Origin of the sequence: Kutzneria sp. NPDC051319 (genome assembly GCF_040682195.1) — a bacterium.
In the GTDB taxonomy this organism is placed as follows: domain Bacteria; phylum Actinomycetota; class Actinomycetes; order Mycobacteriales; family Pseudonocardiaceae; genus Kutzneria.
Window position 1 is genome coordinate 24,698 of sequence record NZ_JBFBAM010000053.1, and the last position, 15,730, is coordinate 40,427.

General features: G+C 70.4%; 17 protein-coding genes. 12 read left to right on the forward strand and 5 right to left on the reverse strand.

Translation table 11 applies throughout. The annotated features are described in order from the left end of the window. Positions 1–10: 10 nt before the first annotated feature. Genes AB0M73_RS35550 through AB0M73_RS35565 form a run of 4 tightly spaced genes read left to right on the forward strand, consistent with a single transcriptional unit; the run spans position 11 to position 2,665 of the window. Complete coding sequence (locus AB0M73_RS35550) at positions 11–898, forward strand: FAD:protein FMN transferase (protein ID WP_363900374.1); 888 nt, start codon at positions 11–13, stop codon at positions 896–898. After that, on the forward strand, positions 895–1,401 hold the full coding sequence (locus tag AB0M73_RS35555) for a ferric reductase-like transmembrane domain-containing protein (RefSeq protein ID WP_363900377.1): 507 nt from the start codon (positions 895–897) through the stop codon (positions 1,399–1,401). The genes AB0M73_RS35550 and AB0M73_RS35555 overlap by 4 nt, the downstream gene beginning before the upstream one ends. After that, positions 1,398–2,399: an NADH-ubiquinone oxidoreductase-F iron-sulfur binding region domain-containing protein gene (locus AB0M73_RS35560; protein WP_363900380.1), complete on the forward strand. Its 1,002-nt coding sequence runs from the start codon at positions 1,398–1,400 to the stop codon at positions 2,397–2,399. The genes AB0M73_RS35555 and AB0M73_RS35560 overlap by 4 nt, the downstream gene beginning before the upstream one ends. Next, entirely contained in the window at positions 2,396–2,665 is a 270-nt protein-coding gene (locus AB0M73_RS35565; RefSeq protein WP_363900383.1) for a ferredoxin, read from the forward strand. Before AB0M73_RS35560 ends, AB0M73_RS35565 begins: the two co-directional genes overlap by 4 nt. Here AB0M73_RS35565 and AB0M73_RS35570 read toward each other — a convergent pair. After that, positions 2,589–3,881: a cytochrome P450 gene (locus AB0M73_RS35570; RefSeq protein WP_363900489.1), complete on the reverse strand. Its 1,293-nt coding sequence runs from the start codon at positions 3,879–3,881 to the stop codon at positions 2,589–2,591. The genes AB0M73_RS35565 and AB0M73_RS35570 overlap by 77 nt on opposite strands. Before the next feature lie 342 nt (positions 3,882–4,223). Here AB0M73_RS35570 and AB0M73_RS35575 point away from each other — a divergent pair, with 342 nt between their 5' ends. From AB0M73_RS35575 to AB0M73_RS35595, 5 genes are all read left to right on the forward strand, one after another. After that, entirely contained in the window at positions 4,224–4,622 is a 399-nt protein-coding gene (locus AB0M73_RS35575; RefSeq protein ID WP_363900386.1) for a hypothetical protein, read from the forward strand. Between the two features lie 49 nt (positions 4,623–4,671). Further along, positions 4,672–6,975: a penicillin acylase family protein gene (locus AB0M73_RS35580; protein ID WP_363900389.1), complete on the forward strand. Its 2,304-nt coding sequence runs from the start codon at positions 4,672–4,674 to the stop codon at positions 6,973–6,975. A gap of 80 nt (positions 6,976–7,055) precedes the next feature. Continuing rightward, on the forward strand, positions 7,056–7,865 hold the full coding sequence (locus AB0M73_RS35585; RefSeq protein ID WP_363900392.1) for a M48 family metalloprotease: 810 nt from the start codon (positions 7,056–7,058) through the stop codon (positions 7,863–7,865). Between the two features lie 131 nt (positions 7,866–7,996). Then, positions 7,997–9,031 (forward strand): saccharopine dehydrogenase NADP-binding domain-containing protein, encoded by a 1,035-nt coding sequence (locus AB0M73_RS35590; RefSeq protein WP_043717643.1) that lies wholly within the window; start codon positions 7,997–7,999, stop codon positions 9,029–9,031. Continuing rightward, positions 9,006–10,211, forward strand: coding sequence for a serine hydrolase domain-containing protein (locus AB0M73_RS35595; protein WP_363900396.1), 1,206 nt, complete (start codon positions 9,006–9,008; stop codon positions 10,209–10,211). The genes AB0M73_RS35590 and AB0M73_RS35595 overlap by 26 nt, the downstream gene beginning before the upstream one ends. Before the next feature lie 67 nt (positions 10,212–10,278). Here AB0M73_RS35595 and lipA read toward each other — a convergent pair whose 3' ends face one another. Continuing rightward, entirely contained in the window at positions 10,279–11,286 is a 1,008-nt protein-coding gene (lipA, locus tag AB0M73_RS35600) for a lipoyl synthase (RefSeq protein WP_043717640.1), read from the reverse strand. Positions 11,287–11,322: 36 nt separating this feature from the next. Continuing rightward, on the reverse strand, positions 11,323–11,763 hold the full coding sequence (locus AB0M73_RS35605; protein ID WP_363900399.1) for a hypothetical protein: 441 nt from the start codon (positions 11,761–11,763) through the stop codon (positions 11,323–11,325). 56 nt (positions 11,764–11,819) lie between these two features. On the opposite strand from AB0M73_RS35605, the gene AB0M73_RS35610 reads away from it, so the two are divergent. Beyond that, entirely contained in the window at positions 11,820–12,527 is a 708-nt protein-coding gene (locus tag AB0M73_RS35610; protein WP_363900402.1) for a TetR/AcrR family transcriptional regulator, read from the forward strand. On the opposite strand, the gene AB0M73_RS35615 is transcribed toward AB0M73_RS35610, so the two are convergent. Continuing rightward, positions 12,436–13,359: a LysR family transcriptional regulator gene (locus tag AB0M73_RS35615; RefSeq protein WP_363900405.1), complete on the reverse strand. Its 924-nt coding sequence runs from the start codon at positions 13,357–13,359 to the stop codon at positions 12,436–12,438. The genes AB0M73_RS35610 and AB0M73_RS35615 overlap by 92 nt on opposite strands. Before the next feature lie 151 nt (positions 13,360–13,510). On the opposite strand from AB0M73_RS35615, the gene AB0M73_RS35620 reads away from it, so the two are divergent. Continuing rightward, positions 13,511–14,449 carry an LLM class F420-dependent oxidoreductase gene (locus AB0M73_RS35620; protein ID WP_363900408.1) on the forward strand — a complete coding sequence of 313 codons (939 nt, stop codon included), beginning with the start codon at positions 13,511–13,513 and terminating at the stop codon, positions 14,447–14,449. Further along, positions 14,437–15,294, forward strand: a complete 858-nt coding sequence (locus AB0M73_RS35625; RefSeq protein ID WP_363900411.1) for an alpha/beta hydrolase — start codon at positions 14,437–14,439, stop codon at positions 15,292–15,294. The genes AB0M73_RS35620 and AB0M73_RS35625 overlap by 13 nt, the downstream gene beginning before the upstream one ends. Here the strand turns inward: AB0M73_RS35625 and AB0M73_RS35630 are convergent. Further along, complete coding sequence (locus AB0M73_RS35630) at positions 15,257–15,730, reverse strand: helix-turn-helix domain-containing protein (protein WP_363900414.1); 474 nt, start codon at positions 15,728–15,730, stop codon at positions 15,257–15,259. The genes AB0M73_RS35625 and AB0M73_RS35630 overlap by 38 nt on opposite strands.

Below are 15,730 nucleotides of genomic sequence, written 5' to 3' on the forward strand. Positions count from 1 at the left end.
CGGGGGGATCATGAACGCCCCGGTGAACGCCGACGAGTGGGCGGTCTGGAGCACCACGGCCCGTGTTGTCGTCACGGAACCGGAGACCCTGGCGGCGGCGCGGGTGCTGGTCGAGTCGATGCTGTCCGAGATCGACCTGGCGTGCAGCCGGTTCCGGCCGGACTCGGAGCTGATGGCGGCCGCCCGCAGCAGCGGCCCGGTGCGGGTCAGCCCGCTGCTGGCGACGCTGGTCGAGGTGGCGCTCAAGGCCGCGGAGGACAGCGGCGGGGCTGTCGATCCGACCGTCGGCAGCGCGCTGTGCGCCCTCGGCTACGACCGTGATCTCTCCACAGTGGACGTCGACGGCGTGACCCTGGCGGTGACGGTTTCCGGTTGGCGCAGCGTCAAGTTGACCGGCAACACCCTGACCGTGCCAAAGGGCGTTGTCCTGGACCTCGGTGCGACGGCCAAGGCCTTCGCCGCCGACTGCTGCGCACGGCTGGTCGCCGACGCCCTCGACACCGGCGTGCTGGTCAGCCTCGGCGGGGACATCGCGACCGCGGGCCCCGCGCCGGCCAACGGCTGGCAGATCCTGGTTCAGGACCGCGCCGACGATCCGTCCTGCGTGATCACGATGCCGGCCGACAAGGCGATCGCCACCTCCAGCACGCGCAGCCGGCAGTGGCGGCGCGGCGACCGCCTGCTGCACCACATCCTCGATCCCGGCACCGGTCAGCCCGCGCCGGGCATCTGGCGCTGTGTCACGGTTGTCGCCGACCACTGCGCCGACGCGAACACGTTGACCACCGCCGCGCTGGTCAAAGGCCACGACGCGTTGGCGTTGCTGCGGGCCCACGACGTGCCGGCCCGGCTGGTCGCGGCGGACGGCTCGGTCCGGACCCTCGGCGGCTGGCCGTGATCTGGTACATCGCCCGTGGCGCCGGCGTGATGGCGCTGCTCATGCTCACGGTCTCGGTGACGCTGGGAATCGCCACCAGACAAGGGAAACCCCTCGCCGGGCTGCCCCGCTTCGCGGTCGCCACCGTGCACCGCAACGCCAGCCTGATCGGGCTCGGCCTGGTCCTCACGCACGTGCTGACCCTGCTGTTCGACTCCTACGCCAACCTCAACCCGATCGACCTGCTGGTGCCGTTCGTCGGCTCCTACCGGTCGTTCTGGCTCGGGCTCGGCACGCTGGCCTTCGACCTGCTGCTGATCGTGCTGATCACCAGTCTGAACCGGGCTCGCCTCGGGCTGCGGGCCTGGCGGGCCGTGCACTGGACCGGCTATGCGATCTGGCCGATCGCCCTCGCCCACGGGCTCGGCACCGGCACCGACGCCACCCAGCTGTGGATGGGCGTGCTGGCCGTGGGCTGCGCCACCGCCGTTGCCACCGCCGCGACCTGGAGGTTCGTCACATGAGGCCGCTGCTCGACGCCGCCGCGCGGGACGAGGACGAGCACATCGCCCGCAACGGCCCGCTGCCGTGGCAGCACACGCCCGGGGCGCTCATCGCCGCCCTGGCCGAGGCCGGGCTGGCCGGCCGTGGCGGAGCCAACTTCCCGACCTGGCGCAAGTTGGCCCGCACCTCGGTCGCCGACCGGCCGGTGGTGATCGCCAACGCCGCCGAGGGCGAACCGGCCAGCCACAAGGACAAGGTGCTGCTCCAGCGGTGCCCGCACCTGGTGCTGGACGGCCTGCAACTCGCCGCCGAGGCCGTCGGCGCTCGTCGGGTCTACCTGTACGGAGCCGTTGTCCCGCAACGAAAATCCGACCGGTATCCGATCACCTGCGTCGAAGCGCCCGACACGTTCACGGCGGGGGAATCGTCGGCGGTGATGGCCGCCGTCAACGGCCGTAAACCGTTGCCTACCAATGACCGCCGTGACGACATGCTGGTGCAGAACGTGGAGACGCTGGCCCGCATAGCGCAGATCGCCCGCTACGGCCCCCGGTGGTTCCGCCGGCACGACACCTTCCTGGCCACTGTTTCCGGTGCCGTGCAACGGCCAGGCGTGTACGAGGTCGAGCGAGGTGTTGCCGTGCAACGGCTCCTGGACCTCGCCGGCGGCGTCGGCACGAAGGCGGTGCTGATCGGCGGCTATCACGGCACCTGGCTGAGGCCGCACGAGACGATCGCCGATCCGGGCGCAGGCGTGGCAATTGCCTTGCCGAACAACGAAAGCGGCCTGCGCAAGACCGCGGAGATCGTCGGCTACCTGGCGTCCCAGAGCACGAGGCGGTGCGGGCCTTGCCGCTTCGGCCTGCCGGCGCTGGCCGAGGCGTTGTCGGCCCGCCGCTGGAATCAGGTGCGGCAGTTGGTCGGGCTGGTCGACGGCCGTGGAGCCTGCCACCACCCCGACGGCACGGCCCGGCTCGTACGCAGCGCGCTGGCGGTTTTCGAGGAGGAGTCCCGATGAATGAACTGCACGTCGACTGGATCGCCTGCGACGGCCGGGGATTGTGCGCGGAACTGTTGCCGGAATTGGTGTCCGCCGATCCCTGGGGCTATCCGCTCATCGCCGACGCGGCGGTTCCGGCCCACCTCGAAGAACACGCGAGGCGGGCGGCACGGCTGTGCCCCCGCCTCGCGATCAGCTTCAACGCGGTCAGTCCACCAGGACCGGCAGTTCGTCCACACCGTACACAATGGACACCTGCCGGTACGCCAGCTCCTCGGGGCTGACCGCCAGCCGCAGCTTCGGGAACCGCCGCACCAGCGCCGGATAGGCGATGCGCAGCTCCATCTTGGCCAGCTCGGCCCCGATGCAGCGGTGGATGCCGTGCCCGAAGGCCAGGTGCGAGGACGCGGTCGGGCGGTCCGGGTCGAACGCCTCCATGTTCGGCCCCAGCGCCGCGTCCCGGTTGGCCCCGGACAGCGAGCAGATCACCACGTCGCCGGCCTTGATCTCCTGGCCGCCCAGCACCATGTCCTTGCGGGCGAAGCGCGGGAACGCCACCTGCACCACGGTCAGCAGCCGCAGCAGCTCCTCGATGAACGCGTTGATCGCGTCGTCGTCGGTGCGCAGCCGCTCGAACGCGACCGGATCCTGAAGCAGCACAATGGTTCCGAGCGCAAGCATCGACGTGGTCGTCTCGAAGCCGCCGGTGAGCAGGCCGTCGGCGATGCTGGCCAGCTCCTCGTCGTCGATGGTGTCGCCGTGCTCCTTGATGATCTGGCCCAGCAGGTCGTCGCCCGGGTTCTTACGCTGCTTGGCCACCACGCCACGCAGGTACACCAGCGACTCGGAGATCGCGCCCAGCGAGGCGCTGGCCCCGCCGAACAGGTCGAACCGGGCCGCGCCCAGGCGCTGGAAGTCGTCGCGGTCCTCGTAGTCCACGCCGAGCAGCTCGCAGATCGTCAGGCACGGGATCGGCAGCGCGAAGGCCTGCATGAGGTCCACCGGGCCGTCCTTGGCCCCGGCCTCGATGGTGTCCAGCGTGTCGGCCACGATGCGCTCGATGCGCGGCGTGAGCCGGCTCAGCCGGCGGATGGTGAATTCCGGCGTCAACACCTTGCGCAGCTTCGTGTGCACCGGCGGGTCGGAGAAACCGAGGCCGCCCGGATTCTGCTCCGCGGTGATGCCGAAACTACCGGTGAGATTGGCGAAATCGTTGCTGAAGTTGTCGGTCGAGCCGAGCACGGCTCGGGACTCCTCGTACCCGGTGATCAGCCAGGCGCGGAACCCCAGCGGCAGCTTCAGGCGTGTGACCGGCTCGGACTCGCGCTGCACGCGCATGGCGTCGACCGGGTGCACCCCCTCGCGCTCCAGCGGCATGAGAGCGGAATCGGGAATGAAGGGGATACGCGACAGATCGAAACCGTCCTGCCCCGTCTTCGCCATCTGCCTGCGCACGATCCACGACGTAATGCGTGATGTAATGCGCGAGCCGAGCTTCATCATGAATTCAAGATACCCCATGGTCCCTGAGGGTCGTGCCAGCATTCGGCCAACCGACACGCCCTGGTCACCCGGTCGTTGCAGACGCCGTTGCCCGGCGGCGCACGCGTCCGCGTAGGCGTGCGCCTGCGTGAGCCCGCGCCTCGCTTGATCCGGTCGCTTGAAAAGCCGGTAGTCGACGCGACGTGACGGCCGTTACCGTATCGCGTCCATTCCTCGCCCGATCGGCAATTGTCGAGTGAGCCTCGGATCCACAGTGGATCTGCTGATCGGGGCAAGGGGCTTGAGCCGATCAAGGTTCCCAACTAGCCTCTGCCCACTCGATCGGTCAAGGGGGCTCGGATGGGCGTGCAGGGAGCGGGAAATCGGCCGCCGTGGTACGTGTTCGTGTTGGCGGTGCTGGGAGTCCTGCTCGTGCTGACCGCGGTGATCGGCTTCGGGCCGCGCTCTTCCGGCGGGCCGCTCCCCACTGCGGAACCGGTACCGCAGCCGTATCGGGGGACGGACACCCCCACGCCGACGTCGCTGCTGGGCGATCCGACCTCCGTGACGGTCGCCACCACGTCCTCGTCACGGGCCGTGGTCACCGTCACCACGGCCGCGCCCATCATCACGCCCACGACCACCGCGCCGTCGACCACGACCCGGCGCACCACCACGATTGCCTTGACGGGCCCGGCAAATCCGCCCTACTGCTGCTGGTACGGCGGAGGTGACTGGGGCGGGCATCATCACCGTTGACACACGCACTGGTACTCTCGGTGACCGAGCGACGTCGAGAGGTTCCGCGATGCGAGTGCTCCGCCTGGTGCTCGCCGCGAGCCTCGTGCTCGGTCTCGCGGCGCCCGCCGCGGCCGTCGGCACGGGGCAAGCGGCAACGATCTACTCGGCCTCGGTGCGCCGCACCGAACACGGCATCCCCCATATTCTGGCCCGGGACATCGGTTCCGCCGGCTACGGCTACGGATATGCCTTCGCGCAGGACAATCTGTGCGCGCTGGAAGAGATCATGATGACGGCCAACGGGGACCGGTCCCGCTGGTTCGGCCCGGACGCCGACGCCGGCGATCTCAGTTACGGCCCGCTGACCAACCTGGCCAGCGACACGTTCGTCCGTTCCGTGCTGAACAACGGCTTCCTGCGCCGCGTCATGGATCAGCCGGCCCCGCTGGGCCTGGACGCCGAGACCCGCCGGCTGATCGACGGCTACGTGGCCGGAGTCAATCGACACATGGCCGAAACCGCCGCGCCCTGCCATGGGGCGCGATGGGTGCGGCCGGTCACGTCCGACGACATCACGCAGATGGGCTTTCTGTTCAGCCAGTTCGGCGGCCTGCACGAATTCCAGCGAGCCATCGCCGACGCCAAGCCGGCCGGGTCCACCGCGGCGGCAATTCCCCATCCTCGCTCCGGCGAAGAGGGCAGCAACGGGGTGGCCATCGGCGCACGGGGTGTTGTCGGCGGCGACGGCTCGGCCCTGCTGGCCAACCCGCACTTCCCTTGGCTGGGCGGGGATCGCATGTACCAGGTGCAGCTGACCGTGCCCGGCGTGATGGACGTCAGCGGCGCCAGCATCTACGGCACGCCGTTTGTCGTGATCGGACACACACAGCACCTGGCGTGGACGCACACCGTGTCCACCGCGCAGCGATTCACCCTGTACGAACTGCATCTCGTGCCCGGCGACCCGACCAGCTACCTGGTCGACGGCCGGCCGGAGCGGATGACCGAGACGGACGTCATCGTGCCGACCGGCCCGGCATCCTCGGTCACCACAAAGGTTTACAGGTCGCGCTACGGGCCGGTGCTGGCCGACGGCTGGACCGCGACGCACGCCGTCGCCGTGCGTGGGGCCAGCGCCGACAACGGGCGGGCCTTCAACGAGTGGGTGTCGCTGGACCAGGACGACAGCGTCGCCGAGCTGCGCGAGACGCAGAACCGGTACCAGGGCGTGCCTTTCGTGAACACGATCGCCGCCGACGCCACCGGTGTCGCCTACTTCGCCGACGCCTCGGCGGTTCCGCACGTCACCGACGAGCAGGCCGCTCGCTGCGTCGACACGCCCGAGGCGAAAGCGCTGTACCCCAACGAGATCGAGCTGGACGGGTCCACTTCGGACTGTGCGTGGGGCAGCGATCCGGACGCCGTGGTGCCCGGCATCTTCGGCCCGAGCCGGTATCCCACGCTCAGCCGTGCCGACTTCGTCACCAACAGCAACGACAGTTCGTGGCTCACCAACCCGGCCGCGCCGATCACGTCCCTGCCGGCGATCTACGGACCGGTCGGGACCAAACGACTTCCGCGCACGCAGCTCGGACTGGAACAGATCCAGGATCGGATCGGGACCGGGTTCACACTGGCGAACATGGATGAGTTGCTGACGGCAGAACGGAATTGGAGCGCCGACCGGGCCCGTGACGCCACGGTGACGATGTGCCGGCACGATCCCTTGCTCATGTCGGGTGACGGCCGGGAGGTGGACGTGAGCGCGGGCTGCTCGGCGTTGGCCGCGTGGAGCGGCCGGAACTCGGTCGGCGACCGCGGAGCCGTGCTGTGGCGCGAGTTCTGGCTGCGTGCGGCCCGGGTTCCGGAGGTGTGGTCCGTTCCGTTCGACCCGAGCCGTCCCGTCTCGACGCCGAACACCCTCGACACGGACAGCCCCGGTGTGCGGCAAGCGCTTGCCGACGCGGTGCTTCGCTTGGCACAGTTGCATGTCCCGGTCGACGCGCCGCTCTCGGCGGCCCAGTACACCACGGTCGGCGGCGGCGAGCTGCCGGTGCCGGGGTGCGGAAACGTGGAGGGCTGTTATGACATCACCGCGGCCACCGACTCCGGGCTGCTGGGCGACGGCGGCCGATTCGGCGCTGTGACCATGGGTTCCAGCTTCGTGATGGCCGTGCGCCTGACCCGGGACGGGCCCAAGGCCCGCACCCTGCTCACCTATTCCGAGTCGTCCGACCCGTCCTCGCCGCACCACGGCGACCAGACGGTGTTGTACGGCCGGGGCGGGTGGGTGCCGGACCGCTTCAGCGAGGCGGAGATCACCGCCAGCCCGGAGCTGTCCGTGTCGGTTTTGTGTGGTCGTGGCGCATAGTTCACGCTCCGTCGCGAATCGACTTCATAACGTCTGTCGTCGGAGGTCCGCTGTGGACCGAACGGAAGTACGCTGCGCACGTGTCTTCGGTGGAGGGGCAGCCGGTTCCGGCTGACGAACAGGTGGTCGGCTCCGTGCTGCCCAGGGACCGAGACCTCGTCCGGTGGCTGGTCGCGGCCGGTGGCGGCTACCTGGCGGCCGCGCTGGTGCTGGTGCTGCTCGCGGGCGAGTACGCCTTGCGGGTGCTGGGATATGTCGTCGACGTCCCGATGGCCGTGCTTGCCGCCGCCGTCCTCGTTCGTGTCGCCCGGTTACGGCAGCTGCAACGCCGCACCCGGTTACGGCCGGCGCTGCTGGCGCCCCAGCTGGCCGCCGGGATAGCGCTTGCCGGGATCCCCGACGTCCGGGTCCGCGTCGGCTCGCGGGCCGTCGGCCGGTCCTATCGCGCCGGGCGGCACGGTGTCGTGCTGCTGAACGACTCGATGCTCGACCGCATCCCGCTGGCCACCACCTTTGTCGTCGCCCACGAGCTCGCGCACCTGGCCCGGCACGACACCCTGCGGCAGACCGTCGTCGCCGTGTACCTGCTCACTCTGTCGGCCTTGTCACTGTGGGTCCTGCCCTGGCCGGTCGCCGTCGTCGTCGCGTGCATCGCCTTCACGCTGGCCGTGACGTACACGTGGACGCGTGAGCTGGAGTGCGACCGGATCGCCTCCCGTTGCGCCGGGCAGCGCTCCGGCGTCGCCGCCATGGACGCCTTCACCAAGTGGCGCTCGCGCAACCCGCTGGTGCGGGTGTGGAGCGTGCTGAGTCACCCACCGTTGTCCTTGCGCCGCAACGCCGTGCTCGATCCCGAGCGGATGACCGGGTGGTTCGGCCCCAAGGACTGACCGATCTCCTCTCCGCCCTGCCCCATCGCGCCTGGTGAGCGCGCGCCCGCGTGAGTAGAATCGTCAGCAGCGGGCCGCCGTTGTTGTGGTGGGAGCAGCAACGGCGGCTCCGGCTCGGCATACTTTGGGCCATGTTGATGGTCTACGGCGCCAACGGCTACACCGGCCGGCTCATCGCCCAGCTCGCGGGGCAGCGCGGCGAACGCCCCGTGCTGGCCGGGCGCTCGGCCGAGAAGCTGGAACCCCTCGCCCGCGAGTTCGGGCTGGAACACCGGGTCGTCCCCCTCGACGACCAGGACCGGCTGTGCGAGGCCCTCGGCGACATCGACGCCGTCGTGCACTGCGCCGGGCCGTTCTCCGTGACGTCCGAGCCCATGGTCGACGCCTGCCTGGCCACCGGCACCCACTACGTCGACATCACCGGCGAGATCGACGTTTTCGAGCGCATCTTCACCCGTGACGGCGAGGCCAAGCGCGCCGGCGTGGTGCTGCTGCCCGGCGCCGGCTTCGACGTCGTGCCCACCGACGGCGTGGCCGCCATCCTCGCCCGGGAGCTGCCCGACGCCGTCGAGCTGGAGCTGGCGTTCCTGGCCGGCGGCGGCATGAGCCCCGGCACCATGAAGACCACCGTCGAGGGCATCACCACCGGCGGCCGCGCCCGCGTCGACGGCGCCCTCGTCACCGTCCCCGTCGGCCACCGCTCCCGGGTCGCCGAGTTCGCCTCACGTCCCCGCCGTGTGGGTTCCGTCCCGTGGGGCGATCTCAGCACCGCCTTCCGGTCCACCGGCATTCCCACCATCACCACCTACACCGTCGTCCCCGAGTTCGCCGGCAAGGCCCAGACCCTGCTCGCCCCCATGTTCCGCTCCACCGCCACCCGGGAGTTCGCCAAGCGCCTGGCCGGCTTCATCCCCGGTCCCTCCGAGCGCACCCGCGCCGGCAGCCGCTGCGAGGTGTGGGGCCAGGTCCGCAACGCCGCCGGCCGTCAGCTGTCCATGACCCTCACCGGCCCCAACCCCTACCTGCTCACCGCCGACTCCGCCCTCCGCGCCGGGTTGAAGCTGATCGCCGGCGACGCCCAGCCCGGCTCCCACACCCCGTCCTCCGCCTTCGGCCCCGACTTCGTGGCAGAGTTGGACGGTGTCACCCTCAGCCCCGTCGGATAGCCCCGGAACCGCCGTCGCCGTCATCCGCGCCGGGGAGGTGATCCACCAGGAGTGCACCGGTTTCGCCGACCTGGAATGGCGTCAACCCATCGCTCCCGACACGGTGTTCCCCTTGGCGTCCATCACCAAGTCGTTCACGGCCTTGGTCGTGCAGCGCTTGATCGATCTCGACACGACGATCGGCGCCTACCTGTCGGACTACCCCACTCCGGGCCGGGACGTGACGGTCCGACAACTGCTCAACCACACCTCGGGCATCCCGGAGCAGATGCTGATCCCCGAGTTCCGCGAGCGGCGCTTCCTGACGCACACCAGCGAGGAAGTCCTCGCCTTCTTCACCGACCTGCCGCTCGACTTCCCGCCCGGCTCGCGGTACGCGTACAGCAACACCGGCTACTGGCTGCTGGGCCTGATCATCGAGGCTGTGACCGGCTCGTCCTACGGGGAAGCTGTCGCCGAACACGTGTTTCGGCCGGCCGGCATGGCCGACAGCCGGATGCTGGACGACGACGCGGTCATCCCGCGCCGGGCCCGTGGCTACGCGGTGGCCGACGGCGTGATCACGGCGACGCAGATGTGCAGCGCCACCGTCACCGGCGCAGCCGGCGCGCTGCTCGGCACCCTCGACGACATGGTGCGGTACGACCAGTTCCTGAAGGGACACGAGTTCGACCTCGCCTCGCGGACCCCAGGCGTCCTGACCTCGGGCCGGGCCACCAACTACGGGTTCGGCTGGGTGCTCGGCGACTACCGTGGCACCCCGTACGCCGCCCACGCCGGCGGCCTGGACGGGCACACCTGCCTCTACGCCCGATTCCCCCAGGAGGACCTCAGCATCATCCTGCTCGGCAACCACAAGGGTCACCCCATCTATCAGACGGTCCTCGACCTGGCCGAGAAGTTCCTGGGGCTACCCGTGCCGACCGTGCCACCGGCCGGGCCGATGCCGGTCGAGCTGGCCGGCGCCTACCGCGACCATGACAACGTGGCTGAGCTCACCGCCACCGGCGACGGCCTCACGCTGACGTTCGCCCGCAAGGTCCGCCCGCTGCGTCGGCTGGACGAGAGCACCCTCATCTGCGCCGATGACCCCGATATTCGCCTGCACCTGCACGAGGACGGCGGAATCACGGTGGACTACCCGTTCTACCTGTTCACCGGCTACCGGGACTCCCCCTGATGCAGGGAAGGACGCCTTACCCGCGTTGAACGAGGGTAAGGCGTCCTTCCCTGCATAAAGAGAGGCGTCAGCGGGGGGCCAGCAGTGAGCTGGCTTCCTGGGCGGCGGTGCCGGCCTTGAGCAGGTGTTCGAGGTTGGCCGGCAGTTGCTCGCCACGCTTGTGCACGGCCTGGGCGTAGAGGCGGCCGGCCCGGTAGGAGGAGCGCACGAGGGGCCCGGCCATCACGCCGGAGAAGCCCATCTTCTCGGCGTCGGCGGAGTGGGCGACGAACTCCTCGGGCTTGACCCAGCGCTCAATGGGGTGGTGCCGGACGCTGGGGCGCAGGTACTGGGTGATGGTGATGATCTCGCAGCCGGCCTCGTGCAGGTCGTGCAGCGCCTCGGTGACCTCCTCGGGGGTCTCGCCCATGCCGAGGATGAGGTTGGACTTGGTCACCAGGCCGGCCTCGCGGGCCATGGTGATGACCTCCAGCGACCGCTCGTAGCGGAAGGCCGGGCGGATGCGCTTGAAGATGCGCGGCACGGTCTCGAGGTTGTGGGCCAGCACCTCGGGCCGGGAGGAGAAGACCTCGGCCAGCTGGTCGGGCTCGGCGTTGAAGTCGGGGATCAGCAGCTCGACGCCGGTGCCGGGGTTCATGGCGTGGATCTGGCGCACGGTCTCGGCGTACAGCCAGGCCCCGCCGTCGGGCAGGTCGTCGCGGGCGACGCCGGTGACGGTGGAGTAGCGCAGGCCCATGGCCTGCACGGACTCCGCCACGCGGCGCGGCTCCTCGCGGTCGAACTCGGCGGGCTTGCCGGTGTCGATCTGGCAGAAGTCGCAGCGCCGGGTGCACTGGTCGCCGCCGATGAGGAACGTGGCCTCACGGTCTTCCCAGCACTCGTAGATGTTGGGACAGCCGGCTTCCTCGCACACGGTGTGCAGGCCCTCGCGGCGGACCAGCCCCTTGAGCTCCTGGTACTCGGGGCCCATGCGGGCCTTCGTCTTGATCCAGGACGGCTTCTTCTCGATGGGGGTCTGGCTGTTGCGCACTTCCAGTCGCAGCAGCTTGCGGCCCTCGGGGACGACCTCTGTCACACGCTCACCTTACGCTTCGCCCCAGCGTGTCCGGGGTCACGCGGCGGCGGGCACCCGACCGCGCAGCAACGCGGCGAAGGCGCCGCCGACACGCTCGAGAACCTCGTTGGGCTCGGTGAACTCGGCCAGGCCGGCGGCCAGGGCGAGCATCCGGTGCTCGCGGGCGGTGGCATCGGCCAGCACGCCGGTGGCGTTGTCATCGAGCAAACGCCTAAGAGTGGGGTTCTCGGCGACGGCGCGGCGCCACGCGGTGGACACGGCGTCCACCCGGTCGCCCTCGGCGTCCGACAGGGCCAGCCCGATCCGAGCGGTCAGCGCACGGGTCCACTTGTGGTCCAGCGCCAGCAGCAGCTCGTCGGTGTCGGCGAACACGGCGGCAGCGTCGGGGACCTGGGTGAAGGCCTCCTCGATCGTGCCGGCGGTGGCCAGTACGGCGTCGATGACGTCCCGGCGACGGTAGTAGTCGTTCCAGCTCATCGTCGTACCTCCGGTCTTCGGCATACTCGCGGTATGTCCGACACGAGGACCATACCATGGGTACGTACCGGCGGTATGTGGATACAGTTGTGAGCGTGGCGACAGCGCGGTCGAGACGGCTCGAGTACTCGGAATCCACCAGGGACGCCCTGGTGGACAGCGCCGTGGAGCTGTTCACCAAACGCGGCTACGCCGGCACCTCGCTGGACGAGGTGGCCAAGCGCGCCCGGGTGACGAAGGGCGCGCTCTACCACCACTTCAGCGGCAAGCAGGCGCTGTTCGAGGCGGCCTTCGACATCGTGGAGACGAAGGCGATGCGCCGCCTCGGCGAGATCGTCAGCGGCCCCGGCCACCCGTGGGAGACGGCCATGGCCGGCCTGCGGGCCTACGTGCGGGTCTGCCTCGACCCCGCCTTCCAGCGCATCGTGGTGCACGAGGGCCCGGTGGTGATGGGCTGGGCCCGCTGGCGCGAGGCTGAGGAGCACTACAGCTTCGGGGTGATCCGCGCCTCGGTGTCGGCCCTGGTCGAGTCGGGCGAGATCGAGGAGATGCCGGTCGAGGTCATGTCCCGCCTGCTCTACGGCGCGCTGTCGGCGGCCGCCAGCATGATCGCCGGCGCCGCCGACCCGCGCAAGGCCAGTGAGGAAGTGGCCTGGTCGATCACGAGGGTGGTCAGCGGGCTGCGCCGACCGGCAGCAGCATGTGCTGACGGGCCGGCGACGGAACCGGCCGATCGATCGGCGCCGCGGCGTCGTCGCCGGTAGCCAGCACCGCGGCCAGCAGCGCGCCGGCCGCCGCGTTCGACCGCTCCGGGTGCGCGAGCATCAGCTCCCACGCCGGCGTCTCGCCCTGCAACTCCACGAACCGCACCCCGGCCCGGCCCCGCGCGGTGGTCCGAGGCAACACCGCCACCGCCAGCCCGGCCGCGACGACGTCCAACATCGTCTGCACGTCGTCGGCGTGGAATCCGACCTTGCCGCCGAACTCGTTGCCGCCACCGGGAAACTCCACCAGCGTCTCGGCCCGCAGCTCGGCGAGACCAACCGAGTTGCGCTGGGCGAACCGGTGATCCGGCCCGCAGGCCACCACCGGCCGCTCGGGCCGCACCGGCGCGACGGTCACCCCGTCACCGCCGGGCAGGCGGTTGGTCGGCGTCAGCAGCAGGGCCAGGTCCAGCCGCCCATCCCGGACCTGGTCGAGCAGCCGCGCCGAGGAGTCGTGGCTCAGCGCCACCTCCACGTCGGGGTGCGCCCGGTGGAAGCGGCCGAGGGCAGCCATGAGGTGGCCGTGGTCGACAGCCCGTGACATACCGACGCTGACCCGGCCCCGCAGCCCGCCCTGCACGGCGGCGACGGCCTCGCGGGCGGCGGTCACCGTGCTGAGCGCGCGGCGGGCCTCCACCAGCAGGGCCCGGCCGGCGTCGGTCATGCGGACCTGGCGCTTGTCCCGGACGAACAGCTGGGCGCCGAGCTCGCGCTCCAGTGTCTGGATCGATGCGGAAAGGCTGGACTGGGCGATGTGCAGTCTCCGGGCGGCCCGAGTGAAGTGGCACTCCTCCGCTACGGCGACAAAGTGCGTCAACTGGCGCAACTCCATGCTGATCACCTGGTTCTCGGCGGTATTCGGACTGGCAACAGCACGCGGCGTCACCGATGACCCTAGGACCGTGACGGGGGGAGCGGGCAATGACTGATGGATTCATTAGTGCCGAACGGCTCCACTGGCGCGGGGTGGCTAGGTTGTGCTCGTGGACTTTCGGATCTTCACCGAGCCCCAGCAGGGGGCGACCTACGACGACCTGCTCCGGGTGGCCCGCGCCGCCGAGGATGCCGGTTACGACGCGTTCTTCCGTTCCGACCACTATCTGAAGATGGGTGACGGCGACGGCCTGCCCGGTCCGACCGACGCCTGGATCACCCTGGCCGGCCTGGCCCGCGAGACGTCCCGGCTGCGGCTGGGCACGCTGATGAGCCCGATCACCTTCCGTCACCCCGGCCCGCTGGCCATCTCGGTGGCGCAGGTCGACCAGATGTCCGGCGGCCGGGTGGAGCTGGGCATCGGCAGCGGCTGGTTTGAGGCCGAGCACACCGCCTACGGGATCCCGTTCCCCGGGCTGGGCGAGCGCTTCGACCAGTACGAGGAGCAGGTCGAGATCCTCGCCGGCCTCTGGGGCACGCCAGTGGGCCAGACGTACTCGTTCGCCGGCAAGCACTACCAGCTCACCGACTCGCCCGCGCTGCCCAAGCCGGCGCAGAGCCCGCGCCCGCCGATCCTCATCGGCGGCGGTGGGGCCAAGCGCACGCCCCGGCTGGCCGCGAGGTTCGCCGACGAGTTCAACATCCCGTTCGCGCCGATCGACCGGGCGAGCGAGATCTTCGCCGGGGTCGACGCGGCCTGCGCGGCGATCGGCCGCGACCCGTCGACCATGATCCGGTCGGTCGCGCAGCCGGTGGTGCTCGGTCGCGACGACGCCGAGGTCGCCCGCCGGGCCGCCAACATCGGCCGGGACGTGGTGGAGCTCAAGCAGAACGCCTTCGCCGGCACGCCGGCCGAGGTACTGGACCGCATCGGCGCCTGGCACGAGGCCACCGGCGTGCGGCGGGTCTACCTCCAGCTGCTCGACCTGTCCGACCTGGACCACGTGGACCTCTTCGCGGCCGAGGTCGCCGCCAAGTGGACGGTCTGACTTCACCAGGGCCGCCCGTCCTTCTGCTGCACGGGCTCGGCGGCGACCACCGTGGCCTGCGGGAACTGGCCGACGCGCTCGACGGGGTCGACGTCGTCGTGCCGGACCTGCCGGGCTACGGGGCGTCGCCGCCGATGTCCGTGCCGCACACGTTGGAGAACTACGCCGCCGAGGTCGAGCGGCTGCGGCTGTCGTTGGGGCTGGACAGGTTCGTGCTGGCCGGCCACTCGCTGGGGGCGTCCATCTCGCTCGTCTACGCCGCTCGGTACGGGGCCGCGCTGGACGGGCTGTGCCTGTTCAACCCCGTGTCCGAGGCGACCGGTCCGACGGCCTGGCTGGGCAAGCTGTACTACCGCATCGGTTCTTGGCTGCCGTTGCGGGCGGCCCGGTTCTGGCTGTGCAGCAAGCCCGCGGTGTATCTGGCCGACGCCTTCGTCATCGTGACCAAGGACAAGGCCCGGCGGCGGTGGCTGCTCGACATGGACTACGAGAACTACCGCAACGCCAGCGTTCGAGCGATGACCGAAGCCTTCCTCAGCTACTTCGACACCAGCTTCGCTTCATTGGCCGCACAGGTCTCCGTGCCCACCCTGGTGATCACCGGCACCCGCGACGGCATAGCCCCGGTCGACGCGGTCACGGCTCTGCAGAAGGGGATCGCGGATTCCGAGCTGGTGATCGAACCCGGCGCCGGCCACCTCTTCCCGGCCGAGGAACCGGCACGGGCGGCGGAACTGCTCACCGCTTTCCTGGCAGCACCCCCGCGAGTCCCGCTCTCGGGCACACCGAAATACGGTTTTGAGCAGATCACCGCAGCTGACCGGCCACGTCCGACGCGGCCGTGAGGATCACCAACAGCGGGATGACGGCCGTGGGCGGCACCTGGTAGCTGCCCCGGCTGTCCTGCTCCACCACCTTGGCCGCGACCAGGGCCTTGAGATGGTGGTAGAGCTGGCCGGTGGAGCGCAGCCCGGCCGCCTCCGAGAGGGCGGGGGCGGGCTGCGCGCCGTTGGCGATCAGGTGCCGGACGATGGCCGCGCGGACCGGATGTCCCAGCGCCGCAAGGACATCGACGCGGGGGCCGTCGGGAAGCGCAAGCGTGCCGGCGGCGCCGAAGCGGATCTGCCACGACAGCGCGCCGCCGAAATCCACCTCGCCCTGGTAGCCGATGATGCCAGCGGCCAGCGGCTCGGGCGCGACGGCGTGGCCCTCCAGGGCGGCGACGCGGCGTTCGAGGTCGGCGATCCGTCCAGGTAGACCGGGCGCGGTGTAGTCAGACAC